18 protein-coding genes are annotated in these 20,121 nt (G+C 33.3%); 8 read left to right on the forward strand and 10 right to left on the reverse strand.

Going from position 1 to position 20,121, the window contains the following annotated elements:
* Window positions 1–49: 49 nt before the first annotated feature.
* From QLQ94_RS12500 to QLQ94_RS12515, 4 genes are all read right to left on the reverse strand, one after another.
* A complete protein-coding gene (locus QLQ94_RS12500) occupies window positions 50–1,360 on the reverse strand; it encodes a DUF389 domain-containing protein (RefSeq protein ID WP_271336394.1) in 1,311 nt (436 codons plus the stop codon).
* Window positions 1,361–1,562: 202 nt separating this feature from the next.
* On the reverse strand, window positions 1,563–2,339 hold the full coding sequence (locus QLQ94_RS12505) for a carboxypeptidase-like regulatory domain-containing protein (RefSeq protein WP_271336395.1): 777 nt from the start codon (window positions 2,337–2,339) through the stop codon (window positions 1,563–1,565).
* A gap of 255 nt (window positions 2,340–2,594) precedes the next feature.
* Window positions 2,595–4,520: a DEAD/DEAH box helicase gene (locus tag QLQ94_RS12510; protein WP_271336396.1), complete on the reverse strand. Its 1,926-nt coding sequence runs from the start codon at window positions 4,518–4,520 to the stop codon at window positions 2,595–2,597.
* Window positions 4,521–4,724: 204 nt separating this feature from the next.
* On the reverse strand, window positions 4,725–5,303 hold the full coding sequence (locus tag QLQ94_RS12515; protein ID WP_482497347.1) for a non-canonical purine NTP diphosphatase: 579 nt from the start codon (window positions 5,301–5,303) through the stop codon (window positions 4,725–4,727).
* An 84-nt stretch (window positions 5,304–5,387) separates the two neighbouring features.
* On the opposite strand from QLQ94_RS12515, the gene QLQ94_RS12520 reads away from it, so the two are divergent.
* Window positions 5,388–7,166 carry an ABC transporter ATP-binding protein gene (locus QLQ94_RS12520; protein WP_271336398.1) on the forward strand — a complete coding sequence of 593 codons (1,779 nt, stop codon included), beginning with the start codon at window positions 5,388–5,390 and terminating at the stop codon, window positions 7,164–7,166.
* A gap of 148 nt (window positions 7,167–7,314) precedes the next feature.
* Here the strand turns inward: QLQ94_RS12520 and QLQ94_RS12525 are convergent, their stop codons facing one another.
* The gene (locus QLQ94_RS12525) at window positions 7,315–7,686 is read right to left on the reverse strand and encodes a ribosomal maturation YjgA family protein (protein WP_271336399.1); all 372 of its coding nucleotides are present in this window, start codon (window positions 7,684–7,686) and stop codon (window positions 7,315–7,317) included.
* A 140-nt stretch (window positions 7,687–7,826) separates the two neighbouring features.
* Between QLQ94_RS12525 and QLQ94_RS12530 the strand changes: the two genes are divergently transcribed.
* From QLQ94_RS12530 to QLQ94_RS12540, 3 genes are all read left to right on the forward strand, one after another.
* The gene (locus QLQ94_RS12530) at window positions 7,827–9,008 is read left to right on the forward strand and encodes a glycoside hydrolase family 88 protein (RefSeq protein WP_482497349.1); all 1,182 of its coding nucleotides are present in this window, start codon (window positions 7,827–7,829) and stop codon (window positions 9,006–9,008) included.
* Window positions 9,009–9,013: 5 nt separating this feature from the next.
* Window positions 9,014–9,418, forward strand: a complete 405-nt coding sequence (locus tag QLQ94_RS12535) for a hypothetical protein (RefSeq protein WP_271336402.1) — start codon at window positions 9,014–9,016, stop codon at window positions 9,416–9,418.
* Between the two features lie 238 nt (window positions 9,419–9,656).
* A complete protein-coding gene (locus tag QLQ94_RS12540) occupies window positions 9,657–10,097 on the forward strand; it encodes a hypothetical protein (RefSeq protein WP_271336403.1) in 441 nt (146 codons plus the stop codon).
* A gap of 63 nt (window positions 10,098–10,160) precedes the next feature.
* Here the strand turns inward: QLQ94_RS12540 and QLQ94_RS12545 are convergent, their stop codons facing one another.
* Both QLQ94_RS12545 and QLQ94_RS12550 read right to left on the reverse strand, forming a co-directional pair.
* Window positions 10,161–11,669: an FMN-binding glutamate synthase family protein gene (locus QLQ94_RS12545; RefSeq protein ID WP_271336404.1), complete on the reverse strand. Its 1,509-nt coding sequence runs from the start codon at window positions 11,667–11,669 to the stop codon at window positions 10,161–10,163.
* A 32-nt stretch (window positions 11,670–11,701) separates the two neighbouring features.
* Entirely contained in the window at window positions 11,702–12,493 is a 792-nt protein-coding gene (locus QLQ94_RS12550; RefSeq protein ID WP_271336405.1) for an NYN domain-containing protein, read from the reverse strand.
* A gap of 201 nt (window positions 12,494–12,694) precedes the next feature.
* On the opposite strand from QLQ94_RS12550, the gene QLQ94_RS12555 reads away from it, so the two are divergent.
* The 4 genes from QLQ94_RS12555 (at window position 12,695) to QLQ94_RS12570 (ending at window position 16,715) form a co-directional block, all read left to right on the forward strand.
* Entirely contained in the window at window positions 12,695–13,144 is a 450-nt protein-coding gene (locus QLQ94_RS12555; protein WP_271336438.1) for an RrF2 family transcriptional regulator, read from the forward strand.
* Window positions 13,145–13,165: 21 nt separating this feature from the next.
* Window positions 13,166–13,684, forward strand: coding sequence for an azurin (azu, locus tag QLQ94_RS12560; RefSeq protein ID WP_271336406.1), 519 nt, complete (start codon window positions 13,166–13,168; stop codon window positions 13,682–13,684).
* Window positions 13,685–13,913: 229 nt separating this feature from the next.
* Window positions 13,914–14,636 carry an iron-sulfur cluster repair di-iron protein gene (gene ric / locus QLQ94_RS12565; protein WP_271336407.1) on the forward strand — a complete coding sequence of 241 codons (723 nt, stop codon included), beginning with the start codon at window positions 13,914–13,916 and terminating at the stop codon, window positions 14,634–14,636.
* A gap of 843 nt (window positions 14,637–15,479) precedes the next feature.
* Window positions 15,480–16,715, forward strand: a complete 1,236-nt coding sequence (locus QLQ94_RS12570) for a hypothetical protein (protein ID WP_482497352.1) — start codon at window positions 15,480–15,482, stop codon at window positions 16,713–16,715.
* 274 nt (window positions 16,716–16,989) lie between these two features.
* On the opposite strand, the gene QLQ94_RS12575 is transcribed toward QLQ94_RS12570, so the two are convergent.
* From QLQ94_RS12575 to nirK, 3 genes are read right to left on the reverse strand one after another with little or no spacing between them, the layout of a single operon-like run.
* Entirely contained in the window at window positions 16,990–17,592 is a 603-nt protein-coding gene (locus tag QLQ94_RS12575; RefSeq protein WP_427402532.1) for an SCO family protein, read from the reverse strand.
* Window positions 17,593–17,608: 16 nt separating this feature from the next.
* Window positions 17,609–18,379, reverse strand: a complete 771-nt coding sequence (locus QLQ94_RS12580) for a formylglycine-generating enzyme family protein (RefSeq protein WP_482499974.1) — start codon at window positions 18,377–18,379, stop codon at window positions 17,609–17,611.
* A 14-nt stretch (window positions 18,380–18,393) separates the two neighbouring features.
* Window positions 18,394–19,782, reverse strand: a complete 1,389-nt coding sequence (nirK, locus tag QLQ94_RS12585; protein WP_482499976.1) for a copper-containing nitrite reductase — start codon at window positions 19,780–19,782, stop codon at window positions 18,394–18,396.
* Window positions 19,783–20,121 lie beyond the last annotated feature (339 nt).

Consider the following 20,121-nt stretch of genomic DNA (forward strand, 5'->3'; position numbering starts at 1 on the left):
TAGTTAACTTATTTTTAAAGTAAATATAGGTTCTATTTTTGAGTTTATATTAATTATTTTGTTGATATACCTCAATAGAATCTTTTTCAAGTCTTGTTTTTAGCCACATTTTCATTTTTTGTTTCATTTCTAAATCAACTTTTTTCTTGCTCTGAAAAAGAATAACGGGAATAATTTTTGATTTATTTGTTTCGCTTTCTACAGTATAATTTCCAATGGTAAGAGAGGTAACGGCAGGAAAAAGTATTTTAGCTTCATTACTAATCTGGTTGTTATTGAATTGATATTGGGCCAATTGATTCCGTAAATTATTTATTAAAATATCCTTTTGATCGACAACACTTTGATTATTATTGATTTGATCCATAATGTCTTTTCTTAAATTAACAGTATCCTGTCTGATAATTAATTTTGTGTTTGGAAGATTGTAGTTTACCAGTTTTTTATTAAGATTGATGATCTCAGTATCACTAAATTTTTTTGCTAAAAAGGCCAATTCAATTCTTTTTGGATCAGTATTATATCTTATTTTTTTATAAATAATGGGATAGTCATTGTCCAGGAATTCTTTCTGGATGAAAATTTCTGTTCTTGAATTATAATTTTTTTGAACATATAACTGGTAAGCAAAATATATACTAGGAACAATTAAAAGTAAAATAAGAATTGTAATACCGTATTTTACCCTTTTCTGATGTCTTAAATCCAGTTGCTGTGCAATTGGATAATTCAAATATTTTACAATCACAAAAGTAGCAATACAAATAAACACACAATTGATAGTATAAAGATACAGTGCACCAAAAAAATAGAGATAATTACCAAGAGCCAAACCATAACCAGCCGTACAAAGTGGCGGCATCAATGCAGTTGCAATAGCTACGCCGGGAATTGGATTTCCTTTTTCTACACGTGTTACGGCTATTACACCAACTAAACCTCCAAAAAACGCAATTAAAATATCGTAAATATTTGGAGAAGTTCTGGCTAATAATTCAGATTGTGCTTCCTTAAAAGGGCTAATATAGAAATATAAAGTAGAAGTAGCCAGACTCACTAGTGTTGCGATCAACAGATTTTTTATTGATTTTTTTAAAAGCTCAAAATCATACATTCCTAATCCAAAACCAGCGCCAACAATTGGTCCCATTAAAGGAGAAATTAGCATTGCACCAATAATTACAGCTGTCGAATTAACATTTAAACCTACAGATGCAATAATAATTGCACAAGCCAAAATCCATATATTTGAACCTCTGAACGATATAGCGCCTGTTATATTTTCGATAACTGATTTTTTATTCTCTTCGCCTTTGTGAAGATCAATAAAATTTAAAACTTTTTGAGTTATATCCTTCATGAGCTTATAATTGAGTTGAGATTGTAGATTAATTGGATAGGAGTATAGAAGTCTAATTTAATCAAAAAAAGCACTAAAACCTACCTTTGTAAGATAAAGTACTGCAAAAGGTAGGGTAAATTAATTCTATTGCTTTTTTAGAAAACAAAAAAATCCCCAATTTTAGAAATTGAGGATTTGAGTTGTAGTTATAAGATGTAACTTAATTTCGTTTTAGTACTTTATATTGTTCATAACAACCGTTAATTGCATCCATAATCTGTAAATCATTTGCAGACTGTATAAAGGATTCAGAGTAATTGCAACGTTGCAAAATTTCAGGAATTTCGTCTTTACTAACGCCTAAAAGTACAGAAACAGTTTCACGGTCATATTTAGATTCCAGAAGATTTCGAACGGTATCATCTTTTCTCATTTCTTTTAATTTCTTAAGTTCTTTGGCGTTTTTACCAAAGAAACCATAAAGTACATCGGCAGGATTAAAAATAGAACCTAATACTTTTCCAAAAGCATTTGGAGAATATTCACCAGCTTCATAACCCTGGGTAAGACCTGAGATACTGTAACGGTAATTTTCTTTTGTTGGAATCAATTTTGAATCGACTTCAAGATATCCGGTTAAACTAAAAGGAGCAATGATCACTTCTTCAAGGGCAATTGCTTTTTCAGTAAGCTGTATTCTGGTCACTTTATTTTTTATCCAGTCATTTGTTACCCTAATTCTTAAAGATTGAAATCCTAAAATCGAAAAGTGAATAGTGTCATTTAATTGTACATCGATCTCAAAATATCCTTTAGCATCAGACTTTGCACCACGAACTTTGTTGGTGTTGATGATATTTACATTAGCAAGCGGTTGTTTAGTATTATCGTTGATAATGTAACCAGATACTCTTTGCGGTACTGTAGATTCAACATCTTGTGCAAAACTAATAGTAGTAGATAGTAGTGTAAAAAAGAAAACTGCGAAATATTTCATATCCTTATTTAAAGCACTAAAAGTACTAAATCAGGATTAAATATTTCGCAGTCTTCGAATATAATTATCAGAAAATTAACAAAGGTCGTAGTGGAGCTTTTAGTATTTAAATAAAATGAGATAAAGAAGATTTAGGTTACATAGTTTTGGATTCTAAATTTTTTTTATCGGGAATAACATTATTAAAGTAAAAAAAAATCCCAAATTCCAGTTGTATTTGGAATTTGGGATTTTGTATTTCAAGATATTAAAATATTAATCTCTTCTTGGTCTTCTTGGTCTTGGTGAATCACCAAAGCTTTCAGAACGTCTTGGAGCTCTGTCTGAACCACCTTCAGTTCTTGGAGCTGAGTTTCTAAAGCCACCTTCTCTTGGAGCAGAGTTTCTGTCGCTTCTGAAACCACCTTCTCTAGGAGCAGAGTTTCTGTCGCTTCTAAAACCTCCACCACCAGAACCTTCACGTCTTGGTCCGAAACTTCCTCCGCCAGAACCTTCTCTTCTTGGTCCGCCAGAACTTCTTCCACCACCAGAACGTCCGTTATGGTCACGTCTTCCGCCACCATCATTTTTAGAAATTTCAACATTAATACGACGTCCTTCTAATTGTACGTTGTTTAATACTTCCATTACTTTATCAGTATGCTCAGGATCAGTGTTAAAGAAAGAGAAACCTTCTTTTACGTCTACTTTGAAAACGTCATCACGACCTAAGTCTAATGTTTCTTTCAGGTAGTCTTTAAGTGTCATCCAATCAAAATTATCTCTTGAACCAATGTTTACAAAATAACGAACTGCTCCGTTATTATTGAATTCTCTTGGCTCAGAATCACTTCTTTCGCGTCTTTCAGAACCTGAAGACTGATTAGAAATGTCTCTGTTTTTCTTGTAGTAAGCAATAAAACGGTTAAATTCTACTGAAACCATTTTCTTGATCAGCTCTTCTTTAGATAAGCCTTCAAGAACATTGTTGATAGCTGGTAAATAGTTGTCAATTTCGTGATCAACCTCAGTATCTTTAATTTTGTTTGCTAAGTGCAATAGTTGAATCTCACAAATTTCGATTCCAGATGGGATCGTTTTTTCTTCAAACTTTTGTTTGATGATTCTTTCGATAGAAGAAATTTTACGCAACTCACTTTTTGTAACAATTACAATAGAAGTTCCTAATTTTCCAGCTCTACCGGTACGTCCGGAACGGTGATTGTAAGTTTCGATTTCGTCAGGTAGTTGGTAGTTCACTACGTGAGTAATGTTGTCTACGTCAATACCACGTGCAGCAACGTCAGTTGCAACAAGCATCTGAATTTGTCTTCCACGGAAAGATTTCATTACACCATCACGTTGCGCCTGAGATAAATCTCCGTGCAATGCAGCAGCGCTGTATCCATCTTCAATTAATTTTTCGGCAACAGCCTGTGTATCTCTTTTAGTACGACAGAAAACCACAGAGAAAATGTCTGGATTTGCATCGGCTAAACGTTTCAAAGCTTCGTAACGATCACGTGCATTTACTAAGTAAAATTCGTGAGAAACGGTAGCTGAACCTGAGTTTTTAGCACCTACTGTAATTTCTAAAGGCTCGTGCATGAATTGTTTCGCAATTCTTGCAACCTCTTGTGGCATAGTTGCAGAGAACAACCATGTGCTTTTTTCGTCTGGAGAAGTTGAAAGAATGTTTACGATATCTTCGTAGAATCCCATGTTCAACATTTCGTCAGCCTCATCAAGAACACAATAGTTGATTTGAGAAATGTTTACCAATCCTCTGTTAATCATATCTTGCATTCTACCTGGAGTAGCTACAATAATTTGTGCTCCTCTTTTAATGTCTCTTGCTTGCTCTGTAATGCTAGCTCCACCGTAAACTGCTACCACATTAATACCTTTTTCGTATTTAGAGTAGTTTTTAATTTCGTTGGTAATCTGCAAACATAGTTCGCGTGTTGGAGATAAAATTAATGCTTGTGTATTTCTGTTGTTGGCATCAATTTTTTGAATTAGCGGAAAACCAAAAGCTGCCGTTTTCCCTGTCCCTGTCTGAGCCAACGCAACCATATCTGTGTCTTTTTCCAATAATAGGGGAATCGCTTTCTCCTGTACTTCGGTCGGATTTTCAAATCCTAGATCTAAAATCGCCTTCAGTAACGATTCACTCAATCCTAATTGTTCAAATTTGTTCATATGTATTTTTAAAATAGGGTGCAAAATTACTGTTAATTATTCAGATAAACTAATGCTATTTTAAGAATTATGTATTTGTTATGATTTGATTATCAAAAAGTTATGTTTAATGTAAAATCATTTTGTTGAGATATTGAAGAATTTTCTGCAAAATTACGTCGTGAAATATAAAATTTAGACTTTAAAATGTTGTATTTAAAACAATTATTTGATTGTGTTCAGAAAATCAATTAGTTGATTAGTAGCTTTTGCACGATGGCTAATTTTATTCTTTATCTCTGAAGATATTTCGGCAAATGTTTCGTCGTAATTTTCTGGCTTAAAAATAGGATCATAACCAAAACCCTTATCTCCTTTTTTCTCCAGAACTATATGTCCTTTTGCGATTCCGGTAAATAAATGCTGTTCTCCTTTTATATTTAATGCGATAACGGTCTTAAACTGAGCACTGCGATCTTCCTTATCTGATAAAGAGTTTAGAAGTTTATCCATATTATCATTAGAATCGCGTTGTTCTCCTGCATATCTTGCTGAATATACGCCCGGTTCTCCATTTAAGGCTTTAACCTCTAAACCGGTATCATCTGCAAAACAATCATAACCAAATTTTTCAGTTACATAATTCGCCTTCAAAATTGCATTTCCTTCAATTGTGTCAGCAGTTTCAGGAATGTCTTCGTTACAGCCAATGTCTTCCAGACTTAATAATTGGATAGATCCTTTTAAGATACTTTGGATTTCTTTGATTTTATTAAGGTTGTTTGAAGCGAAAACCAGTTGCATAAGAATTTGTTTTTATCTGTTGTTGAATATATAAACACAAATTTAGAATTCTTATATTTGATATGTGACGAAAAATTAAAATAAATGAAGATTTCTTTACTATATAAAAAAATAACCCCTTTTGTTAAGCCTTACAGAAAAATGGTTATTGCGACTTTATTGCTAACTTTTCTGGGATCGTTTGCCGCTCAGGTCAATGCATTAATATTAAAGTATACAGTAGATTCAATTAGTAATTTAATGGTTGCTCACGAACCATTATCAAAAGGTTTTCATTTATTAGAGATTATTAGTATTGTTTTACTTTCTAAAGAATTGGTTTATTCAGTAGTGCAATTTGGTCAAAAGTTTTACGGCGAAAAATTGCGCATCTTCATAACCCGTGATATTTCGCAGGCAATAGTCGAAAAAATCTTAAGCTATCGAATGGAATTTTATACGTCTGGCGAAAATGAAAGCGGAAAACTTCAAACCAGAATAGATTTAGGAATAAGCAGTTTAACACGATTGGTCCAGAATTTTTTTATTGATATCCTGCCTTTGTTTGCAAATGCTTTTGTTGCATTGGCAATTATGTTCTATGCTAATGTATATGTAGGTTTGGTGAGTCTGTGTATTATTCCCATTTATTTTTATATCAGTCAATTGCAGGCAACTAAATTAAGTGGGTTTAGGCGAAGAATGCGTAATTATCGCGAGACAAAAAATAACGGAATCATTAGTTTGATTGAATCCATAACTGTGATTAAATCATTTGTGCGCGAACCAATGGAAGCAGATCGACATAAGGATATTCAGTTTGAAATGACCGAAAATCAATTAGCAACCAGAAAGACCAGTTTCATTTTTGAAAGTATTAAAGGTTTTGTAGAACAGATAGGAGTAGTAATTATCATTATTCTGACCGCGTATTTTGTTTTGAATAATACGATGACAATTGGAGCAATCATGTTTCATATTATGTTGTTTAATAATGTCTCTGCACCAATCAGGCAATTGCACCGAATTTATGATGAAGTAAATGATGCTTTGATTTATTCTGAAGGATTTTTTGATATTCTAGAATCCGATAATGAAAAAGAAGTAAGTGGCGATTATATCCCTGAAAAAATTGTGGGACTTATCGAGGTTAAAAATGTTGACTTTGTTTATCCAAACGGAACAAAGGCTCTTTTTGGAATTGATTTTACAATAAAACCTAACGAAACCACAGCTTTAGTAGGGTTAAGTGGTGCCGGAAAAAGTACGATCATTAATTTACTAGATAAGTTTTATTTACCTACATCGGGAAAAATCTATTTGGATGGAGTAGATTTAAATGATTATAATACTGATTTTCTAAGAAAAAACATTGGATTGGTATTGCAGAAAAATCATATTTTTAAAGGTACAATAGCCGAAAATATTTTATACGGAAAACCAGATGCTTCACAATCTGAAATTATAGAGGCAGCTCAACAAGCTTATATTCACGAACAAGTAATGCAATTGCCTAAAGGTTATGATTCTGATGCACATTTACTTTCAGGCGGACAACAACAGCGAATTGCAATTGCAAGATTGTTTTTGAAAAATCCTCCAATTATTTTCCTGGATGAACCTACGGCAAGTCTGGATGCCATAGCAACAGAACAAATTAAAAAGTCTCTGGATGCCATAAAAAAAGACCGAACAGTAATTATCATTTCGCACAGTATTTCTCAAATTATTGATGCAGCAAATATCATAGTGCTGGAACAAGGAAGATGTATCGAAAAAGGAACTCATGACGAATTATACGAAAATAAATCAACCTATTATCAAATATTTACCGCAATGGCAAATAGTCTGAATCTGGATAAGATTACTCAAACACTGGATTAGTTTAAAAGTTTATCTGCGTATTTTTGTCATTCCGAGGCACGAGGAATCTCATCAAGTAGCTCGACAATTTAGGGAAAATACTTTGTGTTAGTTTCGTGGTGAGATTCCTCGTGCCTCGGGATGACAGTGATAAAAGAGGGCTAAATCGTTAAAATTTACGTTTCAAAACAATCCTTTCGATCCCAAAAGCCAATAAGATTCCCATAGTATATGCCAGAATATCTGTCCATAGAAAACCTTGACCCAGAGTATATTTTCCTAAAAGAGTATTTCTAAGTTCGTCAATCCAATTTGCATGGTAGAGCTGCGAAAATTCAATTCCGTAGCAAATTAATAAAGAGGTAATTATGATTTGAATGCCTTTTTTATCGATCATTAGTATGCGAATAAAAACATACATCATGACAGCATAAAGAAAATCTCCTGTAGATAATGGAATAAGATCCGTTTTTCGTGACATGATTCCCAGAAAAATAATTACAAGAAGTAAAATAAAATAATAAGGTCTGTGTTTTTTCAAATTTTGATTTTTGGCGGTATCATTAGTACTTTTTTGGGTAAACAAAAATACAAAGATTCGGTTACGTCTGCTTTATTTTATAAATTTATCGATTGCAAAAAAATGTAAAATAACTTTCTGTCTAAAATTAAAATAACCACATGAATACAAGATTTACGACTCTTATTTTTGCTTTATTCCTATTAGGGAATATTAGCTATTCTCAAAAAAAGAATTCATTTAATATCAAAAAGCAATTTGAATATTGTGCAGCACAAGCTTCGAAAACTTTAGCTGTAATCCCGGATGACGGAACATCGCCAAGAACTGTCCCAAATGGAAGCAAAGAATGGAAGTTTGTTGATTATAAAGATTGGACAAGCGGTTTCTGGCCTGGAGAATTATGGTATTTATATGAAGCAACAGGGGATAAAAAATGGGAAAAAGAAGCAGATAAATTCAGTCGGTTTCTAAAGCCTTTATCGGTGAGTAAGGCGAATGATCATGATTTGGGTTTTCAGATTTTTAATAGTTTTGGAAATGGATATCGTTTGACAAAAAATCCTGCCTACAAAGATATTATTCTTAAATCTGCCGATACTTTGGCAACGCTTTTTAATCCAAAAGTAGGAACGATCTTATCCTGGCCGCATCATAAATATGAAGGACACAATACAATTATCGATAATATGATGAATTTAGAACTGCTTTTTTGGGCCTCTAAAAACGGAGGGAATAAAAAGCTCTACGACATTGCTGTAAAACATGCCGAAACTACAATGAATAATCATTTCAGACCAGATTACAGTTCGTATCATGTTGTAATTTATGATTATGAAACGGGTAAGAAAATAAAAGGAATGACTGCGCAAGGTTATAGTGATGACAGTATGTGGGCGAGAGGTCAGGCGTGGTCAATTTATGGATTTACAATGGTGTACAGAGAAACAAAAGATCCTAAATTTTTAGATTTTGCACATAAAGTAGCGCGTGTATATTTGGACAGATTAACAACAGAAGACTTGATACCGTATTGGGATTTTAATGCGCCCGGGATTCCAAATGAACCTAGAGATGCTTCGGCAGCGGCAATTGTATCTTCGGCACTTATCGAATTGAGTTCTTATACCAAAGACACAAAATTAAAAAATGAATACCTGACAAAGTCTAAAAAAATGATTGTCTCACTTTCAGACCATTATCAAAGTCACAATGTAAATTCAGCTTTTTTGCTTCATTCAACCGGTCATAAACCTGCCGGAAGCGAAATAGATTGTTCGATAAATTATGCAGATTATTATTATCTTGAAGCTCTTTTAAGATTGCAAAAACTAAAAAACTAAAAGTTATGATCAAAAGAATTATTCAAATTTCATTTACAGTTGCTTTAGTATTGCTGATAGTAAGTTGTAAAAACACGAAACAAAAACTTCAGGAATATGTAAAAACGTATAATAGTACTGCCGTAAATTTTAAAGCAGATGATGTTACTCTTACGACTGCCAGAGGTTATATAAATGACAACAAAATCGAATTGCGATTTGAAACTAGTTTAGAGCTCAATGATTCTAATAAAGTAAAAGCAAACACATCGTTTCCGAAGCTCTTGAAAGAAATGATCAATACAAATCAAATTCCTAAAGAACTTATAGAAGAAGGAGTTCAATTTGATACTTATTTTTTAGCTAATGACAATACTGTTCTTGTAAAAGAAATAATAAACAAAGAATCTGTAGGTGAGTTATTGAAATAACTAAATTTTACTACTGTCAAAAAGCCGCTTTAATTGTTTTTAAAGCGGCTTTTTATGTTGTTTTATTGGTAGATTTCATGAAAAAATTTCCTTGTTCTTTATCCGTTTTTGTTGTTTTATTTTGGATAATCAAGTTGTAGTCAAATAATTACAGTATTTCTTTTTGTGTTTTGAAGTTGCTTTTGTTTAAAAAGATCATTATGTTTGAGTTAAAAAATAACCATAAACCTAAAAAATTATGAAAAAAATTACCCAAATCGCATTTTGTCTTATTATTGCATTGTTATTGGTAAGTTGTAAAAATACCAAGCAACGAATCCAGGAACATGTGAGTACCTACAACACTTCGTCATCAATCAAGGGAAGCGGGATTACAAGTACGAGTGCCAAAGCATTTTTGAATGACAATAAGATTGAAATCAGAATTGAAACCAATCTGGAAGAGAATGAATCAAACAAATTAACCTACAAAGATTCGTTTCCGGACTTGTTGAAGGAAATGATTAAGAACGATCAAATTTCAAGAGCGTTAATCGAAGAAGGAGTAAAATTTGATGTTTATTTCTTAGCTTATAATAATGCTATTCTTGCTCAGCGCGTAGTTGATAAAGAAGAACTGGCAGTTTTAGAAAATACTGATGGCGGTAAAGAAGAGAAAGTAACTGCTGCGAAACTCTAGTTTAAGAAATAAAGTAAATAAAAAAAGCCTCTTTGTAAAATTTCAAAGAGGCTTTTGTTTTTATCATTTCGTGACATTAGTTAAGATGTCCGGGAAATAAGAATCTGACAGATGACCAAATTCATCACCGCGCATGAAAATATTACTATCAACATCGGCATAGCTTTTTTTGCCTGCCGCTGCTAAAAGTTCATTAGCGGCATGTAATGTGTTTTTATGAAAATGGTAGACACGATCTGATTTATCTGTAACAACCAAACCTTTCATCAGCATTTTATTTTGGGTGGCAACACCAGTAGGGCATTCATTATTATGACAACGCAATGCTTGTATGCAGCCCAATGAGAACATGAAACCACGAGCGCTATTGCACATATCTGCGCCTAAAGCTATTGCATGTAAAATAGAATAACCAGATATGATTTTTCCACTGCCGATAACTCGTATTTTATCACGAATATTTAATCCAATTAAAGTTTTGTTTACAAATATCAAAGCAGGTTCAAAAGGCATCCCAACTCCATCAGCAAATTCTAACGGAGCAGCTCCGGTTCCCCCTTCAGCACCATCGATAGTTATAAAATCAGGATAAATATCCTCAGCAATCATTTCGTGGCAAATAGCTTCAAATTCGGCTGTATTTCCAATACATAATTTAAATCCAACAGGTTTTCCGTTTGATAATTGACGTAATTGAGCAATAAAATGTATAAGTCCCTTACTGTCTGAAAAAGCATGATGTCCAGGAGGAGAAAGAATCATAGTATGTGGTTCAACACCTCTTATTTTAGCAATTTGTTCTGTATTTTTAGCAGCAGGAAGTACACCTCCATGACCTGGTTTAGCACCTTGCGAAAGTTTAATTTCGATCATTTTAACGTTAGGAAGATTCGCTTTTTCTGAGAATTTTTCAGGATTAAAATTTCCTTCATTATCACGACAGCCAAAATATCCTGTACCTATTTGCCAGGTAATATCACCACCTCCGGCCAGATGAAATTCGGTTAAACCACCTTCTCCCGTATTTTGGTAGAAGTTTCCTTTTTTTGCACCAATATTGATGGCACGAACAGCATTTTCGCTTAATGAACCAAAGCTCATAGCAGAAACATTAAATAAAGAAGCTAAATAAGGTTGTTTACAATCTTTTCCGCCAACAAGCACACGAGGTAATTCCTCGTTAACTTTGGCCGGAAAAATAGAGTGTTTTATTCCTTCATAGCTATCATGATTTAAGTTTTGCTGTGTTCCAAAAGGCGTACTTGAATCAATATTTTTTGCTCTTTGATACACTAAAGATCTTTGATTTCGTGAGAAAGGTCGTCCGTCAGTAGATCTTTCGATAAAATATTGCTGAATTTCAGGTGCAATCATTTCAAATAAATACCTGAAATAGCCTAGCACAGGAAAGTTCCTTAAAATAGCATGCTTTTTTTGAAGTGTATTATAAAAGCCAACAACCAATAATACCGGTATAATAATAACGAGTAAAAAACCACGCTCAGTTTTAAGATAGATTGCAAGAACAACTAGAAACAATAAGATTCCATATATAAAGAATTTTTTTCTCATGTTTTTAAAATTTAAAAAGTAATGTTTAATAATTAATTGAATCGCAGGCGCACATATACATGTTTGATTCCTTTTTTGTCAGATTCTCTTTCATCAATTTCAAGAATATCCGTTAGCGATTTAAGCATAGGTGTAAGCTTGGAAAAACCATAATTTCTTGGGTCAAATTCAGGTTTTTTCTTTACAATAAGATTTCCAACATCACCAAGAAATGCCCAGCCATCGTCATCTTCAATGTCTTCTATGGTGGCTTCGATAAGCTCAATGGTTTGTTTGTCTATTTTATGTAACGCCTTTTCAGCAGGTTTTTCGATAACCTTTTTGGCATCAGTTGCAGAAGTTGCCGCAGTTGTTTTAGGTTTTTTCTTTTGGATTGCCCCGTCTAAAACTTCAATATAAATAAATCGGTCACAGGCAACAATAAAAGAATTTGGTGTTTTCTTCTCGCCAATACCAATTACTTTCATGCCGGATTCTCTTAGTCTGATAGCTAAACGAGTAAAATCACTATCGCTCGAAACAATACAAAATCCGTCCAGTTTTCCTGAATAAAGCAAATCCATAGCATCGATAATCAAAGCAGAATCTGATGAATTTTTTCCTACCGTATAACTGTATTGCTGGATTGGAGTAATTGCATGTTCTAGTAAAACAGCTTTCCAGCCATTAGAATTAGGTTTAGTCCAGTCAGCATATATACGTTTTGTAGTGGGTGTGCCAAATTTTGTTATTTCTTCCATCATGCCTTTTACATTACTGTAAGGTACATTATCGGCATCAATAAGAACGGCTAATTTGAGGTCTTTTGAGTTGCTTAAAGCCATTATTTAGGTGTTAGAAAAATTAGTACTTCCAAAGGTAAAATTAAAATTGGTTTTTATTTGAATTTGATCCCGAATAAGTGTTTTGTCCTTTACTAATTATTTTGGTTATAAATAAGGGATTTACTTATAAAATTAATTAAGGATAAATTTGTCTTTTATGATGCGCTTCATTATATTTGTATGGAATTAATTAATCAATATATGTTTTCAAAAGCGTGTGAGTACGGAATTAGGGCTTCTATTTTTATTGCAACAAAATCTTCCAAAGGAATTAGGGTTGGAATAAAGGATGTCGCTAAAGAAATTGATTCGCCGGAGCCATTTACTGCCAAGATTATGCAGATTTTGACTAAAAACGGAATTATTCATTCGGCCAAAGGAGTAGGTGGAGGTTTTGAAGTTTCGAATGAAGCATTAAAAGCAATAAAATTAATTCAGATTGTAGATGCAATTGATGGGGATAAAATTTATAGAGGTTGTGGCATTGGCCTTAAAGAATGCTCAGAAGAGCGTCCTTGTCCTGTACATTTTGAGTTTAAAAAAATCAGAGGACTTCTTTTAGAAATGCTTACAACAACAACTTTAGAACAGCTTGCTTTAGGAGTAAAATCAGGTGATTTTTTCCTAAAAGGTATAAATACAAACGATTAACATTTAAATAATTATTTTAAAATGAATGCAAAAACCAAAATTTCGGTATTAGTCCTAATGGGATTCTTAGCAATAACTTCTTGCGGGAAAAAAGAAACTACTCCAGTTGAAGCAACAGAAGTAAATGAAACTTCGACAGAAGGTGAAGCAGCTCCGGCGGCGGCAGAAAATGTATTAGTTATTGAAGGAAATGACCAAATGCAGTTTAATAAAAATGAGCTAAGAGCTGTTGCAGGAAAACCAATCAAATTAACTTTAAAACATGTAGGTAAAATTCCTAAAGAAGCAATGGGGCATAATTTAGTTATTCTTCAGGAAGGAACTGATGAAGCAGCTTTTGCAGTAAAAGCGATTGCAGCAAAAGATACGGATTATATTCCGGCTTCAGAAAAAGCTTCGATTATTGCTCATACTAAATTACTGGGCGGAGGTGAAGAAGATACTATCGAATTTACAATTGATAAAAAAGGAACTTATAACTTCTTGTGTACTTTTCCCGGTCATGTGGCTATGATGAAAGGTGTTTTAATTGTAGAATAAATACAAGAACTCCTAATCTTAATAAAGGTTTGGAGTTTTTTTAAGAACCAATAAAGGATAAAATAGTCCTTTATTGAATGGTCCTAAAATAGAAGAATAATTATCATAAGAAGGATGTGCATTATAAGAGATTCGATGATCTGAATAGGAATTATAACTAGGGCGTGGTTTGTATTTGATTTGACATTAAAAAAATAGAAAAAACAATAACAATAATAATTAAGGGATTATGGAAAATTTTCAAAATAAAACAATAGGAACATTTGTGGCTGAGGATTTTAGAACTGCGGCAGTATTCTCAAAATATAAGATCGATTTTTGCTGTAAAGGAAACAGAACGATCGATGAAGTTTGTGAAAAACAAGAAATTGATCCTAAAGTGCTGCTAAAAAAAATTCAGGAAGCTTTATCAGGAGAGAATGGTAATACAATCGATTTTAATTCGTGGCCATTAGATTTATTAGCAGATTATATCGAAAAAACACACCACCGTTATGTCGAAGAAAAATCAGTTATTATCATGCAGTTTTTAAATAAACTTTGTAGTGTTCATGGCGCAAATCATCCTGAATTGTTCAAAATAAATGTGTTGTTTACGGAATGTGCAGGTGAGCTGGCGCAGCACATGAAAAAAGAAGAATTGATGTTGTTTCCTTTCGTAAAAAAAATGGTAAATGGCAAAGAAGCAGGCGAGGCTTTGGCACAGCCACCTTTCGGAACTGTTTCTAATCCAATTGCAATGATGATGCACGAGCATGATGCCGAAGGAGACCGCTTTCGCGAAATTGCCAGTTTAACGAATGATTATAAGGCTCCAAGTGATGGATGTACGACTTACAAAGTAACATTCGCCATGCTGAAGGAATTTGAAGAAAATTTACATACACATATTCATTTAGAGAATAATATTTTGTTTCCTAAATCAATGGTACTGGAAAAAGAATTTGCTTAAATAAAATAAGAATGTATAATTAATTCAAGTTGCTAGTTTTTAACAATTCAGTAAATGAACTGGTTAATATATGAAAGTATACTCCCTACGGGATATTTTTATTTGGTAGCTGTCTTGTTACCAATATTTAAATCCTAACGTATTATCTATGGTCAGTCCTGTTTACAAGATTCCTTTTTCATAATAGATAAATACCGAAAATTATATCTCGTAGAGATTACATATTGGTAACAAATAATTGGAAGAACAAGATTGTCCCTTAGGGGGGACTACAGATGATTAAGTAGCAACTTGAATTAATTAATTAAAAGAGTGCACCGATAGATTAATTTACATCGGTGCTTTTTTATTTCTCATAAACTCCTTGGTTACAATTATTTTAGTATCAATTCTAAAAACTGTCGAGATAGAAAAAAAACACCACGGAGAACGCAAAGTTTTTAAATAGGATAAGTTTAGTAAAAACACAAAGTTCACAAAGTGTTGTGTGCTTGAATTGTGTAAACACAACTTGAGTTCTAGTGAACTCTGCGAAAAATCTTCGCGCTCTCTGTAACAAAAAATAGTGACTTAGTATATTTTTTTATGTTTCCTCGCAATATTCAGCGTTGATTGTATTTTAATCCATATTCCTAAGGCTTCGGTATAGATGTTTTGAGATCAGGACTAGCTATGTGAAAAAAATGAGTTTCTTTTTGTATTCTTTTTCTACACATAAAATCTATGTTTGGATGTCTTTAAACTCAAGTTTTACAACCCAAGCGAACAGATGACGTAATTAACCCGGGATATTTTTTTAATAATAATATAGGATTGTTTTGAACTACTTGAATTTAAATAAAAATGAAATTGTTATCTAAAATGAGTTCGCAAAAAAGTTGGATGATATGTTGTTTCCTTAATTTTTTGATCGCTTCAGTTATTGGGTTACTAATGCGTTATGTCTATCTGTTTCCGCTAAACATAAACTATGCTTTTTTGCTTCATGCGCATTCACATGTAGCGATGTTGGGTTGGGCTTATTTGATGATTTATGTTTTAATTGTTCGTTTTTTTATACCAGAAGAAAAAAAAGAAAAACCAGTTTACAATCGGTTATTTTGGCTGACAGAATTTTCGGTTATCGGTATGATGATTAGTTTTCCTATTCAGGGATATGCATTGTTTTCTATCATTTTTTCGACCATGCATATTGTATTAAGTTATGTTTTTTGCAGATTGTTATGGAAGGATATTCCTAAGGAAAAAACTCCGGCAGAAATACTTTTACGGGCTTCTGTTTTATTTGTGGTTTTCTCGACTTTTGGAGTTTGGTGTTTAGGTCCGGCAGTAGGTATGTTGGGAAAGGAAAGTGTTTTTTACCAAATTGCAATTCAGTTTTTCTTGCATTTCCAGTTCAATGGCTGGTTTTTATTTGCCGTTTTAGCTTTATTCCTAAAACAATTTGAAGATAAAATCGACACAAAATCCTTTAAAACATTCTTCATTTTATTGATCACAGCCACTTTTTTGACATTTGCTTTTCCTGTAAGTTGGTTTATCAAGAGTAGTTTTTTAAGCGGTATTAACACTTTTGGAGTTATTGTGCAATTGATTGCTTTTGTCTTTTTTTATAAAATGCTAAGGCCACAAATAAGGACGTTTAAAGCTACTTTAGATCCAAGCGCCAAAAGAGTTTACGGTTTGGCCTTGGGTTCTTTGTTTTTGAAAATCAGCATACAATTATTAGTTCTGATACCTAATCTGGCCGAAGTGTCGCATCAGGTACGAAACTTTGTTATTGGATTTATCCATTTAACAACTTTAGGAATAATTACAGGTTTTTTGATTGGAATATTAATTCAGAATAAATTGCTTTCACCTCAATCTTATTTACTTCGGACAGGACTAAAAAGTTTTATTTTTGGCTATATAGGGACAGAATTATTCTTGTTTCTCCAGGGTGGATTTATTTATTTCAGAAACGAGGCACTTTTTGGGTATCGTGAGGGAGTTTTTGTAATGAGCTTTCTTATTGTTATTGGGTTAATCTTGATTGTGGCATCAATATTTAAAAAGATTTTAAAGCTTTGTCTGTAAAGTGACGCGGATTAAACTGATTCGCTAAGGCGAAAACGCGGGTAGAAACGGATTTTCTTTTTATTGTTTTATAATCCGTTTTTATCCGTGTCTTTACTTTTGTAAATCAGTTTAATCCGCGTTCTTTTTTTGCACCACCAATATAGCTATTGGGATAAAAGTATTTTATACTTTGCACCACTTGCGGTTAATTCTCCTGCTTACTATAAAACAAAAAACAAGAGTCGATTAATTGAAATCTTCCCTTGTTCTTTTACGAATTAATTAACCTAATTTAAATTTTGTCGGCTTCCAGATTTATTCTGTCTACCGTTTTATCATTGTTCACCCCCAAACCTTCTTGTTGGTAAATCAATTCTCCATCTGGATTAAAAACACTTATAATATTAGAGTGTGAGAAATCTATAGGAGATATTTTTTTATAATTGACGGCAAGTACTGCTGCAAATTCCCGGGTATTATCTTCAGTCGAGCGCAAGAAAATCCATGGATCATTTTCCATTTTATTAGCAATAGCAAATGCTTTTAATTTTTCAGGAGTATCTGTTTCCGGGTCAATGCTTACCAGAATCAGTTTTACATTTTTCTTGGTTTTTTCATTTAGCCGTGATTCTATATTTCTCATATCGGCGACCAATCGCGGGCAGGCAGCTTTGCAGGTTGTGTAAATCATTACCATGACCAGCACATTTCCTTTCAGGCTTTTCAGTTCAATATTTTTTCCATCTTGATTCGTCCATTGAGACGGCAAATTATAAAGAGATAAATCGCTGATTGGTTTTTCTTTTCCGGCTAATGAACTGTCTTCTTTTTTAGATTCTTTGCAACTTTGCAGAACAAAAAGAAGAATGAAAATTGCTATTATTGTTTTTCTCATTTTAAATCATTTAAAATTATAGTTTAGTTGTGCTGGCACATCTAAAACCCAGATTTCTGGTCGAGTATTGCGCTTTAAGACTGCCTCTAAAAGCATATCGCATAAAAGCGGCATAATCCATCAGGTCAGTTGCATTAACTGATGCGCCTCCGCAAAAAAGGTTTTTATCATCACTTTTGTCCTTTCTTGATTCTCCGGATAAAAAGATGCTGTTAAAATCTGCTGTCCATTCCCAAACCAATCCATGCATATCATAAACACCCCAATAATTTTTGAATGTTTTGCCAATAGGGTTTTCGAATGTTTTAGATTTTTCATACCATGACAAAATGTATTTGTTAAATTCAGCTTTAGTTCTGGCATCAATCCTTTTTTCATCTGCCATCGCCACATATTCCCATTCATCCATTGTAGGTAAACGTTTTCCCTGGCATTCACAATATTTTTTGGCTGCAAACCACGAAACATTCGTTACGGGAGCTTTAGGATTTGAATTTCCAAAATCAAAATCAGTTTTCCAATATAACAGATAACTTTTGTCAGCAAAAATTCCTTTAATTTTAGATTTGCTGTAAGTTGGATTTTTTTTAATAAAGCTCAGAAACGCATTATTTGTAACCGGATAAACATCTATAAAAAAAGGTTTTACAACTACAGGTTTTTTTACTGTAGCCCCGTAAAGAGGGACAAATGAACCCTCTTTTATCGGAACCATTTTCGATTCTTGTGCTCTAATCATTCCCATGTGAGCCAAGAAAAGAATAATAATGAAAATGCTTTTTTGCATCATATTTAATGTTGTTATCTTAGTGTTTTTACCATTTCAGGAGTAATATCTGTTTTGTTATTTCCCCAACTATTATATATATAAGTCATAACATTTGCTATCTCATCATCAGATAAATTCTGGCTTGGCATAATATTATTGTATTTTTTGCCATTTACAGTTACTTCGCCGCTTAAACCATGCAAGATTGTTTTAATTGCTCGTTTAGGATCAGCATTAAGATAATCAGATTTTGCAAGAGGAGGGAATGCGCTGGCAATTCCTTGTCCTTCAGATTGATGGCAGGCAAAACAAGTTGTGCCAAAAATCTCTTTTCCAATTTTTATTTTATCAGCTACAGTTCTCTTAGGAGTTACGGTTTTAGCAGCTTCAGTAGTAGGCATTTTTTGAATAGTTCCTCCCTCGGGTAAATAAATCCCTTCCTGAATAGTTCCTGAATACACTTTTTTATTCTCAGGCCCTTCAACTTTTAAGATTCCCAATGCACCTTTGTTAAAAGCTCTAAAAATAGAGTGGTCAACGATGATAAAATTACCGGGAGTTTCTACTTTAAAATCAACTATAGATGCTCCACCGGCAGGAATTAGCGTAGTCTGTACATTTTTATTAATCAGAGTTCCACCTTCTATATGCACATTGTCAAATATTTCGCCAATAACGTGAAAAGAAGATACCAGGTTTGGTCCTCCATTTCCAACGAATAAACGAACAGTTTCTCCTACCTTTGCCGTAAGTTCACCTCCATTTGTCAGCGAACCCACTCTTCCGTTAAACACAACATAGTCAGGAGTTTCTTTTACTGCTTTATTCATGTCAAAAGGCTGAAGTCCTTTAGCTCCATATTCACCCTGAGTATAAAAATCACCCTGCATAACATAGTATTCCTTATCTACCGGAGGAAGTCCGCCCGCAGGTTCTACCAAAATCAAACCGTACATTCCGTTTGCAATGTGCATTCCAACCGGAGCCGTGGCACAATGGTAAACATACAGTCCCGGATTTATTACCTTGAAACTAAATACTTTTTCATGTCCCGGAGCTACCAATGATGATGTCGCTCCGCCTCCTGGTCCGGTTACGGCATGTAAATCAATATTATGCGGTAATTTATTATCCGGATGGTTTCTTAAGTGAAATTCGACTTCATCACCAACACGTGTTCTGATAAAACTTCCCGGAACAGAACCGCCAAATGTCCAGTATGTGTATTTTACGCCGTCAGTCATGGTGCCTTCCTGCTCTTTTATTTCCATATTAACCTTTAGCTTCATTGCAGGTCGGTTTCCAATAGGTTTAGGTACCATTGGCGGAGCTGTAAGTTCAGCCTCCATTTCTCCATCAGTAGCAATAGCTGTATAGTCAGTTGATTCTTCTCCTTTTTTACATGATGTAAACAATAGCATTGTAAAAGCTACACAAAAAACAGCTTTTAATTTCAGGGGCATTTTAAATCTTTTTCTCATAACAAGTTTGGTTAATTTTAGTTTTAAATCTATAAGCAAATCTAAAAGACAAAGAAGTCTTTTATTATGATAAAAGTCATGTAAGCAAATAAAATGTAATTTAATTCTGATACTAAAAATAGGGGTTAATCTTGTTAAAGTGAGAGCTTTAAAATGTGCTTTATTTTTTAAATATTGATATTCAGATTATTTTTCGATAAAAATAATTGGCAAACTCAATTTTAGAATAATAATCATTATTTTTGCACCCTGTATAAATTAAAATTATTACTTCAAAAT

It is taken from the genome of Flavobacterium sp. B114r (genome assembly GCF_056824125.1).

What these genes read in the sequence shown, in the direction of transcription:
- QLQ94_RS12500 (WP_271336394.1), bottom strand. Translation starts at nt 1,360, where the DNA reads ATGAAGGATATAACTCAAAAAGTTTTAAATTTTATTGATCTTCACAAA.
- QLQ94_RS12505 (WP_271336395.1), bottom strand. Translation starts at nt 2,339, where the DNA reads ATGAAATATTTCGCAGTTTTCTTTTTTACACTACTATCTACTACTATT.
- QLQ94_RS12510 (WP_271336396.1), bottom strand. Translation starts at nt 4,520, where the DNA reads ATGAACAAATTTGAACAATTAGGATTGAGTGAATCGTTACTGAAGGCG.
- QLQ94_RS12515 (WP_482497347.1), bottom strand. Translation starts at nt 5,303, where the DNA reads ATGCAACTGGTTTTCGCTTCAAACAACCTTAATAAAATCAAAGAAATC.
- QLQ94_RS12520 (WP_271336398.1), top strand. Translation starts at nt 5,388, where the DNA reads ATGAAGATTTCTTTACTATATAAAAAAATAACCCCTTTTGTTAAGCCT.
- QLQ94_RS12530 (WP_482497349.1), top strand. Translation starts at nt 7,827, where the DNA reads ATGAATACAAGATTTACGACTCTTATTTTTGCTTTATTCCTATTAGGG.
- QLQ94_RS12535 (WP_271336402.1), top strand. Translation starts at nt 9,014, where the DNA reads ATGATCAAAAGAATTATTCAAATTTCATTTACAGTTGCTTTAGTATTG.
- QLQ94_RS12540 (WP_271336403.1), top strand. Translation starts at nt 9,657, where the DNA reads ATGAAAAAAATTACCCAAATCGCATTTTGTCTTATTATTGCATTGTTA.
- QLQ94_RS12545 (WP_271336404.1), bottom strand. Translation starts at nt 11,669, where the DNA reads ATGAGAAAAAAATTCTTTATATATGGAATCTTATTGTTTCTAGTTGTT.
- QLQ94_RS12550 (WP_271336405.1), bottom strand. Translation starts at nt 12,493, where the DNA reads ATGGCTTTAAGCAACTCAAAAGACCTCAAATTAGCCGTTCTTATTGAT.
- QLQ94_RS12555 (WP_271336438.1), top strand. Translation starts at nt 12,695, where the DNA reads ATGTTTTCAAAAGCGTGTGAGTACGGAATTAGGGCTTCTATTTTTATT.
- azu (WP_271336406.1), top strand. Translation starts at nt 13,166, where the DNA reads ATGAATGCAAAAACCAAAATTTCGGTATTAGTCCTAATGGGATTCTTA.
- ric (WP_271336407.1), top strand. Translation starts at nt 13,914, where the DNA reads ATGGAAAATTTTCAAAATAAAACAATAGGAACATTTGTGGCTGAGGAT.
- QLQ94_RS12570 (WP_482497352.1), top strand. Translation starts at nt 15,480, where the DNA reads ATGAAATTGTTATCTAAAATGAGTTCGCAAAAAAGTTGGATGATATGT.
- QLQ94_RS12575 (WP_427402532.1), bottom strand. Translation starts at nt 17,592, where the DNA reads ATGAGAAAAACAATAATAGCAATTTTCATTCTTCTTTTTGTTCTGCAA.
- QLQ94_RS12580 (WP_482499974.1), bottom strand. Translation starts at nt 18,379, where the DNA reads ATGCAAAAAAGCATTTTCATTATTATTCTTTTCTTGGCTCACATGGGA.
- nirK (WP_482499976.1), bottom strand. Translation starts at nt 19,782, where the DNA reads ATGCTATTGTTTACATCATGTAAAAAAGGAGAAGAATCAACTGACTAT.